The sequence below is a fragment of the Xanthomonas sp. NCPPB 2250 genome (assembly GCF_056725265.1).
On record NZ_CM161520.1, the window covers coordinates 1142878 to 1162557 of the forward strand.

Genomic DNA, 19680 nt, shown 5'->3' on the forward strand with positions numbered 1-19680 from the left:
CGTCCCCCGATTGTCCGGCGCAGCCTGCAGAGGCTGGCGCCAACGGCGACATCCCGCGCGCGACGGCATGCGCCGATGACGTCATGCCGATCGTGCGCCCGCGCTGTCAGCCCTCCCAGGCCGGCAGCTTCTTCTTCACCGCCACGTTCTTCAGCGCCACGTACTTGGGCAGGCCATCCGTGCCGTATGGCAGCGGCGCCTCGCCGCGGATCAGCGGCTGCAGGTAGCGGCGCGCCTTCTCGGTGATGCCGAAGCCGTCCTTGCGCAGGAACCCGGCCGGCATCTTCTTCTCGTGGTTGGCGACCTTGGCCAGCGGCGCAGCCTCGATCTTCCAGCGGTACGGCGCATCGCTGCTGCGCACGATGGCCGGCATCACCGCGTTCATGCCCTTCAGCGCGAACTGCACCGCGGCCTTGCCGACCGCCTGCGCCTGTTCCCAGTCGGTACGCGAAGCCAGGTGGCGGGCCGAACGCTGCAGGTAGTCGGGCAGGGTCCAGTGCACCTTGTAGCCCAGTTCGGCCTTGACCTTGCCGGCCAGGTAGGACGCCACGCCGCCGAGCTGGCTGTGCCCGAACGCATCGGTGCCGCCGCCGGCATCGGCGACGAAGCGCCCGTCGGCAGTCTGGATGCCTTCGCTGGCCACCACCACGCACCAGCCGACCTTGTCCACCACCTTGCGCACCTGCGCGAGGAAGGCGGCCTCGTCGTAGGCGCGTTCGGGGAACAGGATGATCTGCGGCGCGTCGTCCGGCGACTGCGCGGCCAGTCCGGCGGCGGCGGCCAGCCAGCCGGCATGGCGGCCCATGGCCTCGTAGACAAATACCTTGGTCGAGGTCTCGGCCATCGCCGCCACGTCCAGCGCCGCCTCGCGCACCGACACCGCGGTGTACTTGGCCGCCGAGCCGAAGCCCGGGCAGGTGTCGGTGACCGCCAGATCGTTGTCGATGGTCTTGGGCACGCCGATGCAGTGCAGCGGGTAGCCGAACGCCTGCGCCAACTGCGAGACCTTCCACGCGGTGTCGGCCGAATCGTTGCCGCCGTTGTAGAGGAAGTAGCGCACGTCGTGCGCCTGCAGCACTTGCAGCAGCCGCTCGTACTTGGCGCGGTCGGCCTCCAGCGACTTGAGCTTGTAGCGGCACGAGCCGAACGCGCCGCCGGGCGTGTGGGCCAGCGCGGCGATCGTCGCCGCCGACTCCTTGGAGGTGTCGATCAGGTCCTCGCGCAGCGCGCCAAGGATGCCGTTGCGCGCGGCCAGCACCTTGACCTTGCGCGCCCGCGCCTCGCCGATGACGGCGGCGGCGCTGGCGTTGATGACGGCGGTGACGCCGCCGGACTGGGCGTACAGCAGGGTGCCTTGGGCCATGGTCGGGGTTCGCTCCTGGGGTGGGGACATTGCCGGGACATTGCCTGGATGCGGTAAGCTGGGGCTCTTGCGGTGCAGCGCAGGCGTGGCCCCCGAGTCTAACGCCGCCGGCCGCGCACGGTACTTTCCTCGAGGAGTCAGGTTGATGCGATTGGTTCTGTTGGGACCGCCCGGATCGGGCAAGGGCACGCAGGCGGCCCGCCTGAAGGACAAGCTGCAGATCCCGCACATCTCCACCGGCGATCTGTTGCGCGCCGAAGTCGCCGCCGGCACCCCGCTGGGCGTGCAGGCCAAGGAAGTGATGGCGCGCGGCGACCTGGTCTCCGACGACATCCTGCTCGGCATGCTCGAATCGCGCCTCGGCCGCGACGACGTGCGCAACGGTTTCATCCTCGACGGCTACCCGCGCAACCTGGCCCAGGCCGGCGCGCTGGACGAACTGCTGGCCAAGCTCGGCCAGCCGCTGGACGCGGTGGTGCAGCTGGACGTGGCCAACGAACTGCTGGTCGAGCGCATCGCCGGCCGCGCCAAGGCCGAAGGCCGCGAGGACGACAACCCCGAGTCGGTGCGCAAGCGCCTGCAGGTCTATACCGATTCCACCGCGCCGGTGATCGGCTTCTACGACAAGCGCGGCACGCTCGCGCGCGTTGACGGCGTCGGCTCGCAGGACGACGTGCTCGCCCGCATCCTGGCGGCGATCGGCCGCTGAGGCGGCACGGCATGCCGGCGCCCGCAGCGGGTGCCGGTCGTGCAGACGGCGCCGTCTCGGCGGCGGCGCGCCTCCCGTCACGATGCGCAACGCCCGCCCGTAGGAATGGTTTCAGCCGCGACGCGCATTCCCGGTAAGGCCCGTCGCGGCTCAAGCCGCTCCTACGACGATAACGACACGTGGGGCATGTCCCGCTGCGCTGCGCGCAGCGAGTGGCGGCCGTGGGCGCGTATCCCGCTTGCCAATGGAGGGCCGGGATCGGGGAAAGAAGGTGCCAGCGAACGAGCTTGCTCAGAGCCCCACGACATGAGCTCCCTTGGGGATGGTCTCTTGGGGAGTAGAACCACAGGGTGTCGAGGCCGGCGCGTTCATTTTCGGCGTCCGCTCCCGACTTGCCTATCGGGAACTTTACCCAGCCGATGTGGGGGATTCCCTACTTGACTGCGCGGCGAGACGGTTTCCCCGGATCGGCCCCGCGGCACACCCGCTACGGCCAACGGCTGCTGCCTCGCAGGTTTGCGTGCGCCGGGGGATCGGCGACAATCCGGCCATGAGCAAGATCCATATTCTCGGCATCGCCGGTACGTTCATGGGCGGTGTCGCCGCGCTGGCGCGCGAACTCGGCCATGCGGTCGAGGGCAGCGACCAGGCGATCTACCCGCCGATGTCCACGCAACTGGAGCGCCTGGGCATCGCGCTGAAGCAGGGCTACCTGCCCGAACACATCGCCGCGGATTGCGACCAGGTGATCGTCGGCAACGCGCTGTCGCGCGGCAATGCCGCGGTCGAGGCGGTGCTCGACGCCGGGCGCGCCTACACCTCCGGCGCGCAATGGCTGAGCGAGCAGGTGCTGCCGGGGCGCGATACCCTGGCGGTGGCCGGCACCCACGGCAAGACCACCACCACCAGCATCCTGACCTGGCTGCTGCAGGCGGCGGGGCGCGAACCGGGCTTCCTGATCGGCGGGGTGGCCGAGGATTTCGGCGTCTCCGCGCGGCTGGGGCGTGCGGTTGCCGAACCCGCATCCGGCGCTGCGCGCCACCTTCTCCCGGAGGGAGAAGGACATCAGGGGCCGGCCCTGGCGGGCCGGCCGCTGTTTGTGGTCGAGGCCGACGAGTACGACACCGCGTTCTTCGACAAGCGCAGCAAGTTCGTGCACTACCGGCCGCTGGTGGCGATCCTCAACAACCTCGAATACGACCACGCCGACATCTTCCCGGACGTCGCCGCGATCCAGCGCCAGTTCCACCATCTGGTGCGGACCGTGCCGCGCCGCGGCCGGCTGATCGTCAACGGCGAGGACGCGCACCTGCGCGAGGTGCTGGCGATGGGCTGCTGGACCCCGGTGGAGCGCTTCGGCTTCGATCCGGCGTTCGAGTGGAGCGCACGCCTGCTCGCCGCCGACGGCAGCCGCTTCGCGGTGCTGCACCAGGGCCGCGAACTCGGCGAGGTGGAATGGCCGCTGCTCGGTCGCCACAACGTGATGAACGCGCTGGCCGCACTGGCCGCCGCCCATGCGGTTGGCGTGGTGCCGGCGCAGGTGATGCCGGCGCTGGCGCGCTTCCGCAGCGTCAAGCGGCGCCTGGAAGTGCTCGGCCAGGTGCAGGGCATCACCGTGTACGACGACTTCGCCCACCATCCCACCGCCATCCGCACCACGCTCGAAGGCCTGCGCGCCAAGGTCGGTACGGCGCGCATCGTGGTGGCGATGGAGCCGCGCAGCAATTCGATGCGGCTGGGCGCGCATGCCGAGGCGCTGGCGCCGTCGCTGGAGGCCGCCGACGCGGTGGTGTTCCTGCAGCGGCCGGAACTGGCCTGGGACGCGGGCAAGGTGATCGCCGCGGTGCGCGGCGATGCCTGCGCGGCGCCCGACGTGGACGCTCTGCTGGCCGCGTTGCAGGCGCAGGCGCGCGCCGGCGACCATGTGGTGTTCATGTCCAACGGCGGCTTCGACGGCGCACCGCGACGCTTCCTGGCGGCGCTGCAATGAGGTTCGCCGCGTACGGCGGAGCCGGCGCGTGAGCGCGCAGCGGACCACGCTGCCGCTGTTCCCGCTGCATGCGGTGCTGCTGCCCGGCGCCTCGATCAAGCTGCGGGTGTTCGAGCGTCGCTACCTGGACCTGGTCCGCGAATGCGGACGCACCGACAGCGGCTTCGGCGTCTGCCTGATCCTGGACGGCAGCGAGACCGGCGCCCCGGCGGTGCCGGCGGCGTTCGGCACCGAGGCGCGCATCGTCGATTTCGATGTCGGCGCCGACGGCGTGCTGGTGCTGAGCCTGCGCGGCGCGCGGCGCTTCCACGTGCTGCGCAGCCGGGTCCGCGACAACGGCTTGGTGGTCGGCGACGTGGAATGGCGCGAGGCCGATGGCGACGACGAACTGCGTCCGCAGCATGCGCTGTTGGCGACCGTGCTCGACAGCATCCTCGACCAGGCCGCCGCGGTGTATCCGCTTGCCGGCCCGCGCCAGCTCGACCAGGCCGCCTGGGTCGGCTGGCGCATGGCCGAACTGCTGCCGCTGGACGAACGCCAGCGCCTGTCGCTGCTGCAGGAAGACGACCCGCACGCGCGGCTGGACCAGTTGCTGGCCTGGATTCCCTGAGCGAGGCAGGCGAGGGCGGTGTCGCCGTCCTGGCCTGACGTAGAGCACGGCGGCCAATATCCGTGCGGCGCTGCGCCATCATCAGCCCCGATCGCCACGCGTTGTTCTCGATGGATCACGCCCCAGGCGGCCCTCGTGCGCGCCGCAGACGGCATTCAGCGCGCCGCTAGCAGGCGCGGGCCACGCTTGGCAGCGATCGGCGGCCGCGCCCGGCCGCCGGCAACGGCATCCCGCCCTGGCGGCCTGACGTCCTATCCACGCACGATCGAGGACTTCGTATGAGGCGTTCCTTCCTGCTGTTGTTGCTGTCCGCCGGCGGCTGTCCGAGCCTGCCCGCCATCGCCGCCGAGACGGCCCCCGCGCCCGCTGCCGCAGCCAGTCAGGCCGACTGCCCGCGCGGCTCTATCGCCCTGGTCACCGGCAATGCCGATCAAGTGTCGCCCAAGACCTGCCTGGCGCCGTCGATGAAGCCGTTCGCCCTGCAGCGCGGGCAACTGTTCGCGGTCACCCTCTCCGAAAACGGGTCGACCGGCAGCGCCTGGGCCTTGCGCAGCTTGCCCGCGCCGCTGGCGCTGCTCGACATCGAGCATGCACCCGGTACGGCCTGCGCCACCGGTCGCATGGGTTGCCCCAGCACTGTCACCTACACCTTCAAGGCCACCGGTCACGGCAGCGGCGCGATCGAACTCGTCTACTCGCGGCATTGGGAGGATCGTGCCACCGACTCGCGTTCGATCCGGGTCGAGGTGAAGTAGCCGCCATCGCCACCCGCCGGCGGCTGCAGAGCAGCGCAACGCCGGCGCGGCGCCGATCGGTCAGAAGCTGAGGTGTGTACCGCCGCCGCTCAGGGCGAAGGCGGCGCTTCGCCTTCGCTGCGTACCAGCAGCACCGGGATTTCGCTGCGGCGGTGCATGTCCTTGCGCGTGGGCAGCGCGTGCAGCGCCTCGGTTACGGCGTTGAGCGCCGGATCGGCGCCGCGCAGCGGCCGCCACAACCCGATGAGGTTGAAGTGGCGTTCGTAGCGCAGGCTCTGCGCGCTGCCCAGCCACAGCGGCACGTTGCCCGGCTGCAGGCGCGCCGGCGCCGGCCACAGCCGCAGCGCGTACAGCTCGTCCGGATTAGGGCCGGGGCGCAGCATCAGCAGCGATTCGACGCGTGTGTCCAGCGTGGCCGGCAGCACCGGCACCTGCGCCGGCGTGGCCTTGTAGTCGAGCAACTGCAGCGCCTGCTGCCAGCCGGCCTGCGGCTGCACGCGCCAGCCGGCCGCTTCGAGCTGGCGCTGCAGCGGCGCCAGCGGCCCGGCCACCTGGATGTCCAGTGGCCAGCGCTGGTCGTCGTCGAACTCGTTGCGCCGCGACGGCAGGGTGTGCCAGTCGTGCTGCCACCAGGCCGCGTCGGCCAGCTGGGTCACCTGCGGCGGCGGCGGTTCGAACTTGGCCAGCTTGCGTTCCAGTTGGCGCGGCGCGTACCACAGCGCGGCGATCGCGAAGCCGCCGTAGAACAGCCAGGCCAGCGGCTTCATCCAGAAGCCGCGGTTGAAGCGGCGGCGGTAGGCGATGCCCAGCACCAGCAGCCAGAAGATGCCGAACAGCATGCCGCCGACCACGTCGCTGAGCCAGTGCGCGCCCAGGTACAGGCGGGCGAAGCCGATCAGGGTCACCACGGCGCCGGACAGCAGGTACGGCCATACCCGCGAGCGCCCGGGCAACTCGCGTGCGATCAGCACCGCGAAGAAGCCGAAGCTGATGGTGGCCATGGTCACCGCCACCGAGGGGAAGCCGAAACCGCTGCTGGCCGCCGGCGGCCGCACCACGTGCACCGTGGTGCCGAGCAGCTTGGTCAGGGCCAGGCCGAACGCCAGCGCCGCCAGCCAGTGCGCCGCGGCCATCCAGCGCCGGCGCCAGGCCAGGTAGAGCAGGCCCAGCGCGGTCGGCGGCAGCAGCACCTGCCAGTCGCCGAGCGAGGCCAGTGCGGTCATCGGATAGTCGGCCAGCGGGTTGCGCAGGGCCAGCATCAGGTCGTGCACGGCCAGGTCCAGGCGCAGCGGCTCGCCGTGCGCCACCACCACCATCAGCAGCGCGAACCAGCCCCAGCCCAGCGCCAGCAGCATCACCGCCAGCATCGCCAGCGGCACCGATTCGCGCCGCTGCGGATCGAACACCGCGATCGAGTAGCGGCCCAGCACCGGATGCCGGCGCGACCAGTCCAGGCCGCGCGCCAGCAGTGCGTCCATGTGCCCGGCCGACCAGCGGTAGCCGTACAGCACGATCGCCCACACCAGGCCCAGCGCCAGCGCCAGCAGGCCCAGGACCAGGAACAGTCTCCCTGCGACCGCGGCCACCGCGTCGTAGGCCTGGCCCAGCAGCCAGCCCGGTCCCAGGAACAGCAGCGACCAGGTCACCGCGGCCACGCTGCTGGGCAGCAGATAGCGCCGCAGCGGCATCTTCATCATGCCCGCCACCGCCGGCACGAACGGACGGATGGCGCCGACGTAGCGCGCCACCAGGATGCTCTTGAAGGCGTTGCGGCGGAACATCGCCTCGCCGCGGTCGAGCAACTGCGGGTAGCGCTTGAACGGCCAGTAGGTGCGCAACCGGTCGCCCCAGCGGTAGCCGACCCAATAGCTGAGCGCATCGCCGATCAGCGCGCCTAGCGCGGCGCTGACCACCGCATACGGGCCGGAGATCTGGCCCAGGCCGATCAGCACGCCGATCGCGAACAGCAGCGGCAGCGCCGGCACCAGGGTGCCGAGGATGATGACCGCATCGCAGAACGCGATGGCGAAGATGACCGCGCCGGCCAGGATGGGGTGTGCTGCGATCCACTCCAGCGTGGCATCGGTCCATGAGGCATTCATCGGGCAAGTATAGAGGGAGCACGATGACGGTCCGTTAGCGCCGGGGTGCCGTGTCGGGCGACCGGCCTTGCGCAACCGGGCCGCCCGGCAGACTTGGTCAGCCGTCGGGCACGTCGTGATCGCCGTTCCGTGCCGGTGATGGCAGCGCCGCCGCGCCGGGGCCGGTGCGTGACGCCGCCGCTTCGCAGGGCGGCGGCCGATCCGCCGATGCGGCGTGCGGTGGCGCCTGGCACGCCGCCCAGGTGACCAGCCCCGGACCAGGTGCCTGTCTGGCGTGACGGGCGACCGTGCAGACCCGTCAAAGCGCGGCGCACGCTCTACACTGGCCGGATGCCTGCCCCCGCTTCCCGCACCGTCCAGATCCTCAAGGCCGACAGCTTCGGCCGCATCCTGCTGCTGGGCGAGGGCGACGCGCGCTTCGTCCGCCGCGACCTCACCGCCTCGCCGTGGTGGCTGCGGCTGCCCGCATGGTGGCTGGCACGGCGCGAGGCGCTCGCCTTGCGGCAGCTGAACGGCATGGCGGCGACGCCGCAGTTGCGCGGCTGGGACGGTACCTTCCTGGATCGCAGCTACCTGGACGGCGCGGCGATGTACCAGCGGCCGCCGCGCGGCGACCTGGCCTATTTCCGCGCTGCGCGGCGCCTGCTGCAGCAGGTGCATCGGCGCGGGGTGGCGCACAACGACCTGGCCAAGGAGGCCAACTGGCTGGTGCTGGCCGACGGCAGCCCGGCGCTGATCGATTTCCAGCTCGCCGTGCGCGGCGCGCCGCGTTCGCGCTGGATGCGCCTGCTGGCGCGCGAAGACCTGCGCCATCTGCTCAAGCACAAGCGCATGTACTGCGCGCACGCCCTGACCCCGGTCGAGCGGCGCCTGCTCAAGCGCCATTCCTGGGTGCGCGAACTGTGGTTCGCCAGCGGCAAGCCGGTGTACCGCTTCGTGACCCGGCGCCTGCTCAAGTGGGAAGACAACGAGGGGCAGGGGCCGAAGCCCTGAAGGGCCGGGAGTGGGGATTCGGGATTGGGGATTGGTAACGGCGGATCGCTGCGTCTGCGAGTGCGCTGGCTGGGACGGCGAGGCGCTAAGCTTTGGCGAATCTCCAATCCCGACTCCCCAATCCCGTGACCTTACAAGGTAAAACCCTCCTAATCACCGGCGCCTCGCGCGGCATCGGGCTGGCGATCGCGCTGCGGGCGGCGCGCGATGGTGCCAATGTGGCGATCGCGGCGAAGTCGGCGGTGCCCAATCCCAAGTTGCCCGGCACCATCCACACCGCCGCGGCGGCGGTGGAGGCGGCCGGTGGGCGCGCGCTGGCGCTGAAGTGCGATATCCGCGAGGAGGAGCAGGTGCGTGCGGCGGTGGCGGCGACGGTCGAGGTCTTCGGCGGCATCGACATCCTGGTCAACAACGCCAGTGCGATCTGGCTGCGCGGGACGCTGGAGACGCCGATGAAGCGTTTCGACCTGATGCAGCAGGTCAATGCGCGCGGCAGCTTCCTGTGCGCACAGGCCTGCCTGCCGCACCTGCTGCGCAGCGCCAACCCGCACATCCTGACCCTGGCGCCGCCGCCGTCGCTGGATCCCAAGTGGTGGGCGCCGCATACCGGCTACACCCTGGCCAAGATGGGCATGAGCTTCGTCACCCTCGGCCTGGCCGGCGAGTTCGGCCCGCAGGGCGTGGCCGTCAATGCGCTGTGGCCGCGCACGCTGATCGCCACCGAGGCGCTGAACATGATTCCCGGTGTCGATGCCGGCAACGGCCGCCGCCCGGAGATCATGGCCGACGCCGCGCACGCCGTGCTGACCCGGCCGGCGGCCGGCTTCTACGGCCAGTTCCTGATCGACGACGCGGTGCTGGCCGAGGCCGGGGTGCACGAGCTGTCCGGCTATGCGCTGGATCCGTCGCAGCCGCTGCTGCCGGACCTGTTCCTCGACTGAGACCCGGCGTGGCCGTGCGTGCCGTGGCCGCGCGTCCGGGCGTTGCGAGCCGCGATCGCAAGGGCGGCGACGCGTTGCAAAAACGCTCTGTTCCATCCGATCGCGTTCGCTGCCGCGATGACCACGCGCGGCGAGGCTATGCTGCCGGGGTCTTCACGCCACCGCCGCCCATGCCCGCTCCAGTCGCCGTCGCCCTGCCGCGTCTTCCCGAGTCCCGCCACGCCATCCACGCCGATCTCAGCGACAACGAGCGGCACATGCTCGATCGCCTGCGCCTGGCCGGCACCGCCACCCGCGCCGATCTCAGCCGCAGCACCGGGCTGACCGTGCAGTCGGCGGTGCGTCTGGTCGACGCGCTGGCCGAGCGCGGCCTGGTCGCGATCGGCGCCTCGCTGGCGCACGCGGGCCGCGGCAAGCCGGGCGCGGGCATCGCGCTCAATCCCGGCTACGGCCATACCGTCGGCTATGCGATCGCGACCGATGCGCTGTCGCTGGCGTTGCTGGATTTCAGCGGGCAGATCCGCGGCACCGCCGAGCATGCGCTGCGCTCGACCGAGCCGGCCGCACTGCTGGCGCAACTGCGCGAGGCCGACGCGGCGCTGACCGCGGCGGCCGGCGCCGGGCTGGGTCCGCGCCTGGGCGCGGGGGTGGCGATGACCGGCTTCTTCGTCGAGGACGGTGTGCACATGAATCCGCCCGAGCCGCTGCGCGCGCTGGGCGAGCTGTCGATCGGCGACTGGCTGGCCGAGGCGCTGCGCCTGCCGGTGTGGGTGGACAACGACGGCACGGTGGCGGCGGCGGGCGAGAGCCTGCTCGGCATCGGCCGCCAATACCGCGACTTCGCCTATCTGCACTTCAATTACGGCCTGGGCGGCGGCGTGGTGATCGACGGCACCTGCCTGCGCGGCGCGCACGGCAACGCCGGCGAATTTGCCGGCATGCTGCCGCAGCAGGGGCTGGAGCGCGGCACGCTGGAGCTGTTGCGGCAACTGCTGGCCGAGGACGGCATCGCGCTGCCCGACATCCGCGCGCTGCTGGCCGCCTACGATCCGGCGTGGCCGGCGATCGAGCGCTGGATCGCGCGGGTGGCGCCTGGCCTGTCGCTGATCGTGTCGGCGATCGTGGCGATCTTCGATCCGCAGGCGGTGGTGTTCGGCGGGCGCATGCCGCGCGAACTGGCGACGCGGCTGATTCCGCACGTGCGCATCGACAACCAGCCGCGCCGCGGCCAGGCGCGGCCGTTGCCGCGGCTGCTGCCGGCCGCCGCCACCGCCGATGCCAGCGCGGTGGGCGCGGCGGTGCTGCCGTTGAAGGCCTGCTATTTCCGCTGAACCGGTCCCGCCGCGGCGTCGCCATGCCTGCACGCCGCCGGCGCTACCCTATGCGCCCTTTCCGCGCGCCATTGCGGTACGGCGCGCGTCCCATCCCCCACCCTCGGAGTTGTCACGATGAAATACCTGCACGCCATGATCCGCGTCCACGACCTGGAGAAGACCAGCAAGTTCTTCACCGAAGGGCTGGGCCTGCACGAAACCCGCCGCATCGAGAACGAAGCCGGCAAGTTCACCCTGGTGTACTTCGGCGCGCCGGAGAACCCGGAAGCCGAGGTCGAACTGACCTACAACTGGGGCTCGGACGAGGACTACGGCAGCGCCCGCAACTTCGGCCACCTGGCCTTCGAAGTCGACGACATCTACGCCCTCTGCGCGCACCTGCAGTCGCTCGGCGTGACCATCAACCGTCCGCCGCGCGACGGGCGCATGGCCTTCGTGCGCAGCCCGGACCTGATCTCGATCGAGCTGCTGCAGAAGGGCGAAGCGCTGGCGCCGGCCGAGCCGTGGGCGTCGATGCCGAACACCGGCGTCTGGTAAGGGCTCAGGGCACCGTCTCGGGCAACGCCTGGCCGCAGCCCCGGCAATAGCCGGCGTTGCGGTCGTGGCCGTGCAGGCCGCAGTGCGCGCAGGTGCGTCGATCCGGCGCGCGGCTGCGGTCGGCATCGCGCAGGCTGTTGGCCAGTTCCGCGGTGTAGATGCCGGTGGGCACGGCAATGATGCTGTAGCCGATCAGGATCAGCACCGAGGTGATGGCGCGGCCCAGCGGAGTGAGCGGGGCGATGTCGCCGAAGCCGACCGTGGCCATCGTCACCACCGCCCAGTACATCGCGGTGGGGATGCTGGTGAAGCCGTTGGCCGGGCCTTCGACCACGTACATCAACGCGCCGAAGATCACCACCAGGGTGATCACCGTGAACAGGAACACGAACACCTTGCGTCGGCTACGCCACAGCGCATCGACCAGCAGGCTGCTTTCCTCGACGTAGCGGGTCAGCTTGAGAATGCGGAACAGCCGCAGCACCCGCAGCACGCGCACCACCAGCAGGGTCTGCGCGCCGGGCAGCAGAAACGAGATGTAGGTGGGCAGGATCGACAACAGGTCGATCACGCCCCAGAAGCTCAGCGCATAGCGCAGCGGCCGTTTCACCGTGGCCAGGCGCAGCGCGTACTCGGCGGTGAACAGCGCGGTGAAGCCCCACTCCAGCACGTACAGGGTGCTGCCGTGGCGGGTGTGCAGCGCCGGCACGCTGTCGGCCAGGATCACCGCGACGCTGGCCAGGATCGCCGCGACCAGCAACAGGTCGAAGTTGCGCGAAGGCTTGGTGTCGTGCCGGTAGATGATGTCGAACCAGCGGCGCCGCCAGCCGTGCTCGGTCGCCGGGGCGAGCTGGGAATCGAGAAAAAATCGCATGCGCCCATGCTACCCGAGCCGCCTTGCGGTCGCGGGCGCGCACGCCGCGGCAGGCGGCGTCCCGATCGGATGCGACGCGGCTGCTGCAGAGCCCCCTGTGGGAGGGGCTTCAGCCCCGACGCCGTAGCGCTGAAGCGTCGGGACTGAAGTCCCTCCCACATGTCGAGCAACGGCGTGGTGGGGTTGCTGCGGCACGCGCGTGGGCGGCGGCGGTGTGGCACAGCAGCCTGCCGCCACGTCGGTCCAGGTGGCGGCCGGCAGTCCCCGGCCGTGCGCTGCCGGCGGTCTTATAATCGGCGCTTTCCCCGCAGGACTGCCTCGATGACCGCTTCTTCCGCCGCGGAGCTGATCGCCCTCGGCCAACGCTACGCGCTGCCGATCTACCGTCCGCGCCAACTGGTGCTGGAGCGCGGCCAGGGCGCGCGGGTGTGGGACAGCGAGGGGCGCGACTACATCGACCTGTCCGCCGGCATCGCCGTGTGCGGGCTTGGCCACAACGATCCGGACCTGCAGGCGGCGCTGCTCGAACAGGCGGGCAAGCTGTGGCACACCAGCAACGTGTTCTACAGCGAGCCGCCGCTGCGCCTGGTCGAGGAGCTGGTGGTGGCCTCGCGCTTCGCGGAGAAGGCCTACCTGTGCAATTCCGGCGCCGAGGCCAACGAGGCGGCGATCAAGCTGGTGCGCAAGTGGGCCACCGCCCAGGGCCGGCCGCCGCAGCGGCGGGTGATCGTCACCTTCCGCGGCAGCTTCCACGGCCGCACCCTGGCCGCGGTGACCGCCACCGCGCAGCCCAAGTACCAGGAAGGCTACGAGCCGCTGCCCGGCGGTTTCCGCTACGTCGACTTCAACGACATCGTGCAGTTGGAAACGGCGATGGCCGCCGGCGATGTGGCCGCGGTGATGCTGGAGCCGGTGCAGGGCGAGGGCGGGGTGATGCCGGCGGCGCCGGGTTTCCTGGCGCAGGTGCGGGCGCTGTGCGACCACCACGGCGCGCTGCTGGTGCTGGACGAGATCCAGTGCGGCATGGGCCGCACCGGCACCCTGTTCGCGCACTGGCAGGACCAGGTCACCCCCGACATCGTGACCCTGGCCAAGGCGCTGGGCGGCGGCTTCCCGATCGGCGCGCTGCTGGCCGGGCCGAAGGTCGCCGAGACCATGCAGTTCGGCGCGCACGGCACCACCTTCGGCGGCAACCCGCTGGCCGCGGCGGTGGCGCGGGTGGCGCTGCGCAAGCTGGCCTCGACGGCGATCGCCGCCAACGTGTCGCGGCAATCGGCGGCGCTGCGTGCCGGCCTGGCGGCGCTCAACGACGAGTTCGCGTTGTTCTCGCAGGTTCGCGGCCGCGGGCTGATGCTGGGTGCGGTGCTGGCGCCGGCGCATGCCGGACAGGCCGGCGCGATCCTCGACCACGCCGCCGCGCATGGTTTGCTGACCCTGCAGGCGGGCCCGGACGTGCTGCGCTTCGTGCCCGCGCTCAACCTCACCGATGCCGAACTGAGCGAAGGCCTGGCGCGGTTGCGCAGCGCGCTGCGCGCCTACCTCGCCGCGCGCTGAGTCGGCGACTCAGCCCAGGCCATGCCGCGCCAGCGCGCGGCGCAGGGCGCGCGCGCCGCTGGCGGTTTCCGCGGCCATGCCGATCGCGCGGGCGCCGCGCACGTTGACGAACAGGTCGTCGATGAACAGCGCCTGCCGCGGGGCGACAGCGAAGTGCGTCAGCGCGTGCCGATACACCGTCGCGTCCGGCTTGCGCCCGCCCAGGCTGCCGCTGCACAGCACGCGCCCGTGCAGCAGCGGAAACAGCGCGGGCACGATCTGCGGCATCGCCTGCGCCATCAGCGCGCCGTTGTTGGTCAGCACGCCGATGGCCACGCGCTCGGCCAGTGCCAGCACCTGCGCGACCACGCCGGCGTCGGCGCGGCTGGCCGCCACCCGCGCGGCGATCCACGCATCCGCGTCCACCGCGGCGCCCAGGCCCGCGCTCAATCGCTGCAGGTAGGCGGCGGTGTCGAGTTCGCCGCCGTCGTAGGCGGTCTCCAGTCCGGAGCCGAACAGCACCTCGCGCACCTGTGCTGACTCGCAGCGGCAGTGCGCGGCCAGTGCGGCGATGCGGTCGGCACGCGTGTAGCGCGCCAGCACGCCGTCGAAATCGAGCAGCAGCAGCGCCGGCCGCGCGCGGGTCATTGCGGACATGAAGAGGCCTGGGTGAGTGGCGGTTGGCGTGGTGCGGGAGCAGCGAAGCTCACGCCGCTCTGCGGAGTCGCTGCCGCGCGCCGCAGCGCGTGCCGATGATGCAATGCGCCATCGCTTGTCGTTGACAAGCCATCGCGGGCCGGCCGACAGTCGGGGCACGCCGCCGCGCGCGCGACCTGCCGTGGCGCAGTGTTGTCTTTCTTGCCGAGGAATCCGTCTTGAACACCAAGTTCCCATCCCTGCTGCTCGTCCTTGCCGGCCTCGCGTTCGCGCCTGCCGCCTGGGCCAAGACCTGCGCGGTGACCATCACCGGCACCGACCAGATGTCCTTCGACCAGCCCCAGATCAAGGTCGCGGCCGATTGCACCGAGGTGGCGGTGACGCTCAAGCACAGCGGCAAGCTCGCCGCCGCGGTGATGGGCCACAACTGGGTGCTGACCAAGACCCCGGATTTCCAGGCGGTGGCCAATGCCGGCACCAGTTCCAGCCTGGCCGACAACTACCTGCCCAAGAACGATCCGCGGATCATCGCCCACACCAAGGTGATCGGCGCCGGGCAGTCGGACACGGTCAAGTTCTCCACCGCCAAGCTGAGCAAGGGCGGGGACTACACCTTCTTCTGCTCGTTCCCGGGACACTGGGCGGTGATGAAGGGCAAGTTCGTGTTCGGCTGATCCAGCGCAGCGGCGCGGCGCCGGCCATCGGCGCCGCGTGCTGACGTCATGCCAGGGGCGTGGCGCCGGCATCTCAGCCGGCGGCGACCACCGCGAACGCCTCGCGCGCCGCGGCCATGGTGGCCTCCAGCACGTCCTGGTCGTGCGCACTGGAGACGAAGCCGGCCTCGTAGGCCGACGGCGCCAGGAACACGCCGCGTTCCAGCATCGCGTGGAAGAAGCGGTTGAACGCGGCGGTATCGCAGGCGGTGGCCTGCGCATAGGTCTCCACCTTCTCGGTGGTGAAGAACAGCCCGAACATCGCCCCGACCTGGTTGGTGGTGACCGCTACGCCGGCCGCCGCCGCGGCGGCTTCCAGGCCGGCGCACAGTTGCGCGGTGGCCGTGTCCAGGCGCTGGTGGAAGCCCGGCTCTTGGATCAGGTCCAGCATCGCCAGCCCCGCGGCCATCGCCACCGGATTGCCGCTGAGCGTGCCGGCCTGGTAGATCGGCCCGGACGGCGCCACCTGCCGCATCAGGTCGGCCCGCCCGCCATAGGCGCCCACCGGCATGCCGCCACCGATGATCTTGCCGAAGGTGGTCAGGTCCGGCGTGACCCCGTAGTGCGCCTGCGCGCCGCCCAGGGCGACGCGGAACCCGGTCATCACCTCGTCGAAGATCAGCAGCGCGCCGTGCTGCGTGCACAGGTCGCGCAGGTGTTGCAGATAGCCCGGGCGCGGCGGGATGCAGTTGGCGTTGCCGACGACGGGCTCGATGATGACCGCGGCGATGTCGTGGCCGATCTCCTCGAACAGCGCGGTGGCCCCCTCGGCATCGTTGTAGGCCAGGGTGGCGGTGAGTTCGCTCAAGCCGGCCGGCACGCCCGGCGAGGTCGGCACGCCCAGGGTCAGCATGCCGCTGCCGGCCTTGACCAGGAACGAATCGCCGTGGCCGTGGTAGCAGCCCTCGAACTTGACGATGCGGTTGCGCCCGGTGGCGCCGCGCGCCAGCCGCACCGCCGACAGCGTGGCTTCGGTGCCGGAGTTGACCATGCGCACCATCTCGCAGGACGGCACCAGCCGGGTGATGGTCTGCGCCATCGTCACCTCGGCCGGGCACGGCGCGCCGAACGACAGCCCATCGCCGATCGCGCGCTGCACCGCTTCGCGCACCGCCGGATGGTTGTGCCCGGCGATCATCGGCCCCCACGAGCCCACGTAGTCGATGTAGCGGTGGCCGTCGACGTCGTACAGGTACGGGCCATCGGCGCGCTGCACGAAGAACGGCTCGCCGCCCACCGACTTGAAGGCGCGCACCGGCGAATTGACGCCGCCGGGAATCAGCGACTGCGCTTGGGCGAACAGGGCATGCGAGCGGGAATGGGACATGAGCGGAAATCCTTGGCGATGCTGGCCAGGCCGACCGGCCGGGCGCGGAGCGAGGCCGTCTATTGTCGCGGCTGCTGACGGTGTGCGCCATGTTGCCTATTCGCTGCGGTCGGCGCCGCGCAGTGACAAGCCCCTCTCCCATCGGGAGAGGGGTTGGGGTGAGGGTACGGTGCGAAGCGACGCTAGGTGTTTGGATGCACGAGGCTTCGCCCGTACCCTCATCCGCCCCTGCGGGGCACCTTCTCCCGGTGGGAGAAGGGAGCGGCTAGCCCCTCTCCCGCCGGGAGAGGGGTTGGGGTGAGGGTCCGGCGCGGAGCGACGCGCGATGTTTGGGTGCATGAGGCTGCGCCCGTACCCTCATCCGCCCCTTTGGGGCACCTTCCCCCGAAAAGGGGGCCATGGTCCCGCAGGGAGAAGGAACAGCGCTAGCCCCTCTCCCGTCGGGAGAGGGGTTGGGGGCCCGGCGCGTAGCGACGCGCGGTGTTTGGGTGCATGAGGCTGCGCTCGCACCCTCATCCGCCCCTGCGGGGCACCTTCCCCCGAAAAGGGGGCCATGGTCCCGAGGGGAGAAGGGAAGCGCTAGTGCCTCAGTCGAAACACGCCCGGTACGCGGCTAGCGCCGTGCGCGGATCGGGCGCATCGAACACGCCGCTGATCACCGCCAGCAGATCGGCGCCGGCCGCGACCAGCGGACGCGCGTTGTCCGGCGTGAGGCCGCCGATCGCCACGCGTGGCAGGCCCAGCGCCGCCGCATCGCGCAGCAGGTCCGGCGTGGCGCGGCGCGTGGTGACCTTGCTGCGGGTGGGGAAGAATGCGCCGAAGGCGACGTAGCTGGCGCCGGCCGCCGCAGCGTTGCGGGCAAGGTTCAGATCGTCGTAGCAGGACGCTCCGATCAACGCGTGCGGCCCGAGCGCAGCGCGCGCGGCGGCCAGATCGCCGTCGTCCTCGCCCAGGTGCACGCCGGCCGCGCCCACCGCCTGCGCCAGCGCGACGTCGTCGTTGACGAGCAGCGGCACGCCGGCCTGTGCGCACAGCGCTTGCAGCGTCGCGGCCTGGTCGCGACGCTGCGCCGCGTCGGCGCGCTTGTTGCGGTACTGCAGCCAGGTCACGCCCTGCTCCAGCAGCGGCGCCACCCGTGCCAGCAGACGCGCGCCATCGGCCTCGTCGGGGGTGATCAGGTACACGCCGCGCGGCGCCGGGGATGCGTTCATGGCCAAGCCTTCCGATGCGTCGGCGGCGATGGGACAATGCCGTTCCGACTGTGACCTGCGATTATCCAATGAGCGACGCCAGCGCCACCACCTATCGCACCTGGATGTGCGTCGTCTGCGGGTTCATCTACAACGAGGCCGACGGCCTGCCGGAAGAAGGCATCGCCCCCGGCACCCGCTGGGACGACGTGCCCGACACCTGGACCTGCCCGGACTGCGGCGTGACCAAGGACGATTTCGAGATGGTGGAGATGGAGTGAGGGCTGGGATTGGGGAGTCGGGATTGGGGATTCGCAAGAGCGGCGATCCGTAATCTGCAAGCCATCCTGAGCGCCTTCAGCCCGGAAGCCCTCAAGAAAAAGCGGCGTTGCTCAGCGACGCGTCAGCTCACGCCGCAGCCGCTCTTGCGAATCCCCAATCCCCAATCCCGAATCCCCGCCCTCAATGCATCCGCTGCGCGCGCGCGCTCAGTTCCACCAGGCGCTCGCGGATCGGCAATGCGTCGGAGGCTTCGGGGTTCAGTTGCAGGTAACGGCCCAGATCGCGCCGTGCGCCGGGGACGTAATCCATCTGCAGATAGGCCATGCCGCGGTCGCGCAGGGCTTCGGGCTGGTCCGGCATCAGCTTGAGTACGCGGTCGGCGCTGCGTGCGGCGCGGTCCCACTCGTCGCGTTCGGCATACAGGCCATGCAGGTTGCGCAGGACCCGGGCGAGGATCGCGCGGTGCGGCGCCGGATCCAGGATCTGCAACAGGGCGCGGTCGTCCGGGCTTTCGCCGCCCATGTGCGGCCGCGCGCGCTCGCGCAGTTCCTCCACCGCCAGCGGACGCCCGCCGTTGAACGGGTCCATCACCAGCAGGCCGTCGTCCACCGGCAGGCGCACCAGGAAATGCCCGGGGAAGGACACGCCGTCGAGCGGGATGTCCAGGCGCCGCGCCACGTCCATCTGCACCAGCGCCAGCGAGATCGGGTTGCCCAGGCGCCGCTCGAACACCTGATTCATGTAGCTGTTGCGCGGGTCGTAATACTCGTCGTGGTTGCCGCTATAGCCCAGTTCTTCGAACAGGTGGCGATTGATCGCCGCCATCTTCAGCGGCCACTGCTCGATCATCGCCACCTCGTGCCGCAGGTGGTCGGCGTGGCTCTGCGCCAGGGTGTCGTAATGGGCGGCATCCAGTTCCGGATACTCGTCGCGGGCGATCAGCAGGGCGGTCGCCAGCAGCGGCAGGGCATCGTCGTCCAGCGCGGCCAGGGTATTCCAGCTCGGCAATGTCAATCGGGCGGCCATGGCCCAAGACTGGCGGCAAAGCCGGGCCCGATCAAGTCCGGCCGTTCCCGACAGCGGTGTCGGGTTCAGCGCCGTGGCGACGAGGCGTTTTCCCGACCCCGGCCGGGGCTGCGGGCGGCTCAGTGGCCCTGCGGAATGCCGGGGCCGAAGCGCAGTTCGGTGCCGTCCTGCAGCTTCAACTGCTCGGCCTGGCCGGCGTTGAGTTCGAGCACGTAGCGCGCCGGCGCGTTGCTGGGGTAGGGCGGGCAGGCGTCGCCGGCCGAGCACGGCGGCACGTCGCGCTGCTGCGCCACCAGCTTGCGCTGGTTGTCGAAGTACAGGATGTCCAGCGGGATCTTGGTGTTCTTCATCCAGTACGCCTGCGGTTCTTCGCGGTCGTGGATGAACAGCATGCCGTGGTCGGTTTCCATCTGGTCGCGGAACATCAGCCCGCGCGCGCGGGTCGCGTCGTTCTGCGCCAGCTCCACTTCGTAGCGATGTCCGCCCAGTTCCACCCAATGGTCCCCGCCGGCGCTGGCGCAGCCGCTGAGGGCGAGCAGGAGAAGGACGCAGAGCGCGCGGAAAAGGGACATGGGCGGACCAGGGCAGGGAGGACAGCGCGCACCTTGTTGCAAGGTGCGCGACGAGTCAAGAGAGCGGGGATTGGGGATTGGGGATTCGGGATTGGGGATTCGTAAAAGCTGGGATCCCCGCCGTTGCGAATCCCCAATCCCAAATCCCCAATCCCGCGCGCGCGCCAGCGCG

At 70.8% G+C, this 19680-nt stretch carries 19 protein-coding genes; 11 read left to right on the plus strand and 8 right to left on the minus strand.

The genetic code is table 11. The features are described 5' to 3' along the window. Window positions 1-106 precede the first annotated feature (106 nt). On the minus strand, window positions 107-1363 hold the full coding sequence (locus tag AC1PMG_RS04770) for a 6-phosphofructokinase (RefSeq protein WP_481110835.1): 1257 nt from the start codon (window positions 1361-1363) through the stop codon (window positions 107-109). A gap of 145 nt (window positions 1364-1508) precedes the next feature. Here AC1PMG_RS04770 and AC1PMG_RS04775 point away from each other — a divergent pair, with 145 nt between their 5' ends. From AC1PMG_RS04775 to AC1PMG_RS04790, 4 genes are all read left to right on the plus strand, one after another. Continuing rightward, a complete protein-coding gene (locus tag AC1PMG_RS04775; protein WP_160965320.1) occupies window positions 1509-2072 on the plus strand; it encodes an adenylate kinase in 564 nt (187 codons plus the stop codon). 550 nt (window positions 2073-2622) lie between these two features. Next, a complete protein-coding gene (gene mpl / locus AC1PMG_RS04780; RefSeq protein WP_481110836.1) occupies window positions 2623-4062 on the plus strand; it encodes a UDP-N-acetylmuramate:L-alanyl-gamma-D-glutamyl-meso-diaminopimelate ligase in 1440 nt (479 codons plus the stop codon). A 28-nt stretch (window positions 4063-4090) separates the two neighbouring features. Then, complete coding sequence (locus AC1PMG_RS04785) at window positions 4091-4672, plus strand: LON peptidase substrate-binding domain-containing protein (protein WP_048491782.1); 582 nt, start codon at window positions 4091-4093, stop codon at window positions 4670-4672. 278 nt (window positions 4673-4950) lie between these two features. Further along, entirely contained in the window at window positions 4951-5427 is a 477-nt protein-coding gene (locus tag AC1PMG_RS04790; protein WP_481110837.1) for a protease inhibitor I42 family protein, read from the plus strand. A gap of 89 nt (window positions 5428-5516) precedes the next feature. Here the strand turns inward: AC1PMG_RS04790 and AC1PMG_RS04795 are convergent, their stop codons facing one another. Then, on the minus strand, window positions 5517-7529 hold the full coding sequence (locus AC1PMG_RS04795) for a bifunctional DedA family/phosphatase PAP2 family protein (RefSeq protein ID WP_481110838.1): 2013 nt from the start codon (window positions 7527-7529) through the stop codon (window positions 5517-5519). A 330-nt stretch (window positions 7530-7859) separates the two neighbouring features. On the opposite strand from AC1PMG_RS04795, the gene AC1PMG_RS04800 reads away from it, so the two are divergent. The 4 genes from AC1PMG_RS04800 (at window position 7860) to AC1PMG_RS04815 (ending at window position 11334) form a co-directional block, all read left to right on the plus strand. Continuing rightward, window positions 7860-8522 carry a serine/threonine-protein kinase gene (locus tag AC1PMG_RS04800; RefSeq protein WP_295841114.1) on the plus strand — a complete coding sequence of 221 codons (663 nt, stop codon included), beginning with the start codon at window positions 7860-7862 and terminating at the stop codon, window positions 8520-8522. 125 nt (window positions 8523-8647) lie between these two features. After that, window positions 8648-9463: an SDR family oxidoreductase gene (locus tag AC1PMG_RS04805; RefSeq protein ID WP_481110839.1), complete on the plus strand. Its 816-nt coding sequence runs from the start codon at window positions 8648-8650 to the stop codon at window positions 9461-9463. Window positions 9464-9633: 170 nt separating this feature from the next. Further along, a complete protein-coding gene (locus tag AC1PMG_RS04810) occupies window positions 9634-10794 on the plus strand; it encodes an ROK family transcriptional regulator (protein WP_481110840.1) in 1161 nt (386 codons plus the stop codon). A gap of 117 nt (window positions 10795-10911) precedes the next feature. Continuing rightward, complete coding sequence (locus AC1PMG_RS04815) at window positions 10912-11334, plus strand: VOC family protein (protein WP_242160544.1); 423 nt, start codon at window positions 10912-10914, stop codon at window positions 11332-11334. A gap of 4 nt (window positions 11335-11338) precedes the next feature. Here AC1PMG_RS04815 and AC1PMG_RS04820 read toward each other — a convergent pair whose 3' ends face one another. Further along, window positions 11339-12208 (minus strand): ion transporter, encoded by an 870-nt coding sequence (locus AC1PMG_RS04820; protein ID WP_342072858.1) that lies wholly within the window; start codon window positions 12206-12208, stop codon window positions 11339-11341. 321 nt (window positions 12209-12529) lie between these two features. Between AC1PMG_RS04820 and AC1PMG_RS04825 the strand changes: the two genes are divergently transcribed. Beyond that, window positions 12530-13762, plus strand: coding sequence for an acetylornithine transaminase (locus tag AC1PMG_RS04825; RefSeq protein ID WP_267106700.1), 1233 nt, complete (start codon window positions 12530-12532; stop codon window positions 13760-13762). A gap of 9 nt (window positions 13763-13771) precedes the next feature. Here AC1PMG_RS04825 and AC1PMG_RS04830 read toward each other — a convergent pair whose 3' ends face one another. After that, window positions 13772-14389 (minus strand): HAD-IA family hydrolase, encoded by a 618-nt coding sequence (locus AC1PMG_RS04830; protein ID WP_481111611.1) that lies wholly within the window; start codon window positions 14387-14389, stop codon window positions 13772-13774. 332 nt (window positions 14390-14721) lie between these two features. Between AC1PMG_RS04830 and azu the strand changes: the two genes are divergently transcribed. Then, window positions 14722-15072 (plus strand): azurin, encoded by a 351-nt coding sequence (gene azu / locus AC1PMG_RS04835; RefSeq protein WP_481111612.1) that lies wholly within the window; start codon window positions 14722-14724, stop codon window positions 15070-15072. A gap of 73 nt (window positions 15073-15145) precedes the next feature. On the opposite strand, the gene hemL is transcribed toward azu, so the two are convergent. Both hemL and thiE read right to left on the minus strand, forming a co-directional pair. Then, on the minus strand, window positions 15146-16438 hold the full coding sequence (gene hemL, locus AC1PMG_RS04840; protein WP_481110841.1) for a glutamate-1-semialdehyde 2,1-aminomutase: 1293 nt from the start codon (window positions 16436-16438) through the stop codon (window positions 15146-15148). A gap of 587 nt (window positions 16439-17025) precedes the next feature. Continuing rightward, on the minus strand, window positions 17026-17649 hold the full coding sequence (thiE, locus tag AC1PMG_RS04845) for a thiamine phosphate synthase (protein WP_481110842.1): 624 nt from the start codon (window positions 17647-17649) through the stop codon (window positions 17026-17028). A 14-nt stretch (window positions 17650-17663) separates the two neighbouring features. Between thiE and AC1PMG_RS04850 the strand changes: the two genes are divergently transcribed. Continuing rightward, window positions 17664-17909 carry a rubredoxin gene (locus AC1PMG_RS04850; protein ID WP_242004217.1) on the plus strand — a complete coding sequence of 82 codons (246 nt, stop codon included), beginning with the start codon at window positions 17664-17666 and terminating at the stop codon, window positions 17907-17909. 181 nt (window positions 17910-18090) lie between these two features. Here AC1PMG_RS04850 and AC1PMG_RS04855 read toward each other — a convergent pair whose 3' ends face one another. Together AC1PMG_RS04855 and AC1PMG_RS04860 are read right to left on the minus strand one after the other, a co-directional pair. Further along, complete coding sequence (locus AC1PMG_RS04855) at window positions 18091-19005, minus strand: SirB1 family protein (protein WP_407136743.1); 915 nt, start codon at window positions 19003-19005, stop codon at window positions 18091-18093. A 50-nt stretch (window positions 19006-19055) separates the two neighbouring features. Beyond that, window positions 19056-19508: a DUF192 domain-containing protein gene (locus AC1PMG_RS04860; protein ID WP_017910443.1), complete on the minus strand. Its 453-nt coding sequence runs from the start codon at window positions 19506-19508 to the stop codon at window positions 19056-19058. Window positions 19509-19680 lie beyond the last annotated feature (172 nt).

What these genes read in the sequence shown, in the direction of transcription:
- hemL (WP_481110841.1), bottom strand. Translation starts at nt 16,438, where the DNA reads ATGTCCCATTCCCGCTCGCATGCCCTGTTCGCCCAAGCGCAGTCGCTG.
- AC1PMG_RS04810 (WP_481110840.1), top strand. Translation starts at nt 9,634, where the DNA reads ATGCCCGCTCCAGTCGCCGTCGCCCTGCCGCGTCTTCCCGAGTCCCGC.
- AC1PMG_RS04830 (WP_481111611.1), bottom strand. Translation starts at nt 14,389, where the DNA reads ATGACCCGCGCGCGGCCGGCGCTGCTGCTGCTCGATTTCGACGGCGTG.
- thiE (WP_481110842.1), bottom strand. Translation starts at nt 17,649, where the DNA reads ATGAACGCATCCCCGGCGCCGCGCGGCGTGTACCTGATCACCCCCGAC.
- AC1PMG_RS04860 (WP_017910443.1), bottom strand. Translation starts at nt 19,508, where the DNA reads ATGTCCCTTTTCCGCGCGCTCTGCGTCCTTCTCCTGCTCGCCCTCAGC.
- AC1PMG_RS04820 (WP_342072858.1), bottom strand. Translation starts at nt 12,208, where the DNA reads ATGCGATTTTTTCTCGATTCCCAGCTCGCCCCGGCGACCGAGCACGGC.
- AC1PMG_RS04795 (WP_481110838.1), bottom strand. Translation starts at nt 7,529, where the DNA reads ATGAATGCCTCATGGACCGATGCCACGCTGGAGTGGATCGCAGCACAC.
- AC1PMG_RS04815 (WP_242160544.1), top strand. Translation starts at nt 10,912, where the DNA reads ATGAAATACCTGCACGCCATGATCCGCGTCCACGACCTGGAGAAGACC.
- azu (WP_481111612.1), top strand. Translation starts at nt 14,722, where the DNA reads ATGTCCTTCGACCAGCCCCAGATCAAGGTCGCGGCCGATTGCACCGAG.
- AC1PMG_RS04825 (WP_267106700.1), top strand. Translation starts at nt 12,530, where the DNA reads ATGACCGCTTCTTCCGCCGCGGAGCTGATCGCCCTCGGCCAACGCTAC.
- AC1PMG_RS04790 (WP_481110837.1), top strand. Translation starts at nt 4,951, where the DNA reads ATGAGGCGTTCCTTCCTGCTGTTGTTGCTGTCCGCCGGCGGCTGTCCG.
- mpl (WP_481110836.1), top strand. Translation starts at nt 2,623, where the DNA reads ATGAGCAAGATCCATATTCTCGGCATCGCCGGTACGTTCATGGGCGGT.
- AC1PMG_RS04850 (WP_242004217.1), top strand. Translation starts at nt 17,664, where the DNA reads ATGCGTCGGCGGCGATGGGACAATGCCGTTCCGACTGTGACCTGCGAT.
- AC1PMG_RS04800 (WP_295841114.1), top strand. Translation starts at nt 7,860, where the DNA reads ATGCCTGCCCCCGCTTCCCGCACCGTCCAGATCCTCAAGGCCGACAGC.
- AC1PMG_RS04770 (WP_481110835.1), bottom strand. Translation starts at nt 1,363, where the DNA reads ATGGCCCAAGGCACCCTGCTGTACGCCCAGTCCGGCGGCGTCACCGCC.
- AC1PMG_RS04775 (WP_160965320.1), top strand. Translation starts at nt 1,509, where the DNA reads ATGCGATTGGTTCTGTTGGGACCGCCCGGATCGGGCAAGGGCACGCAG.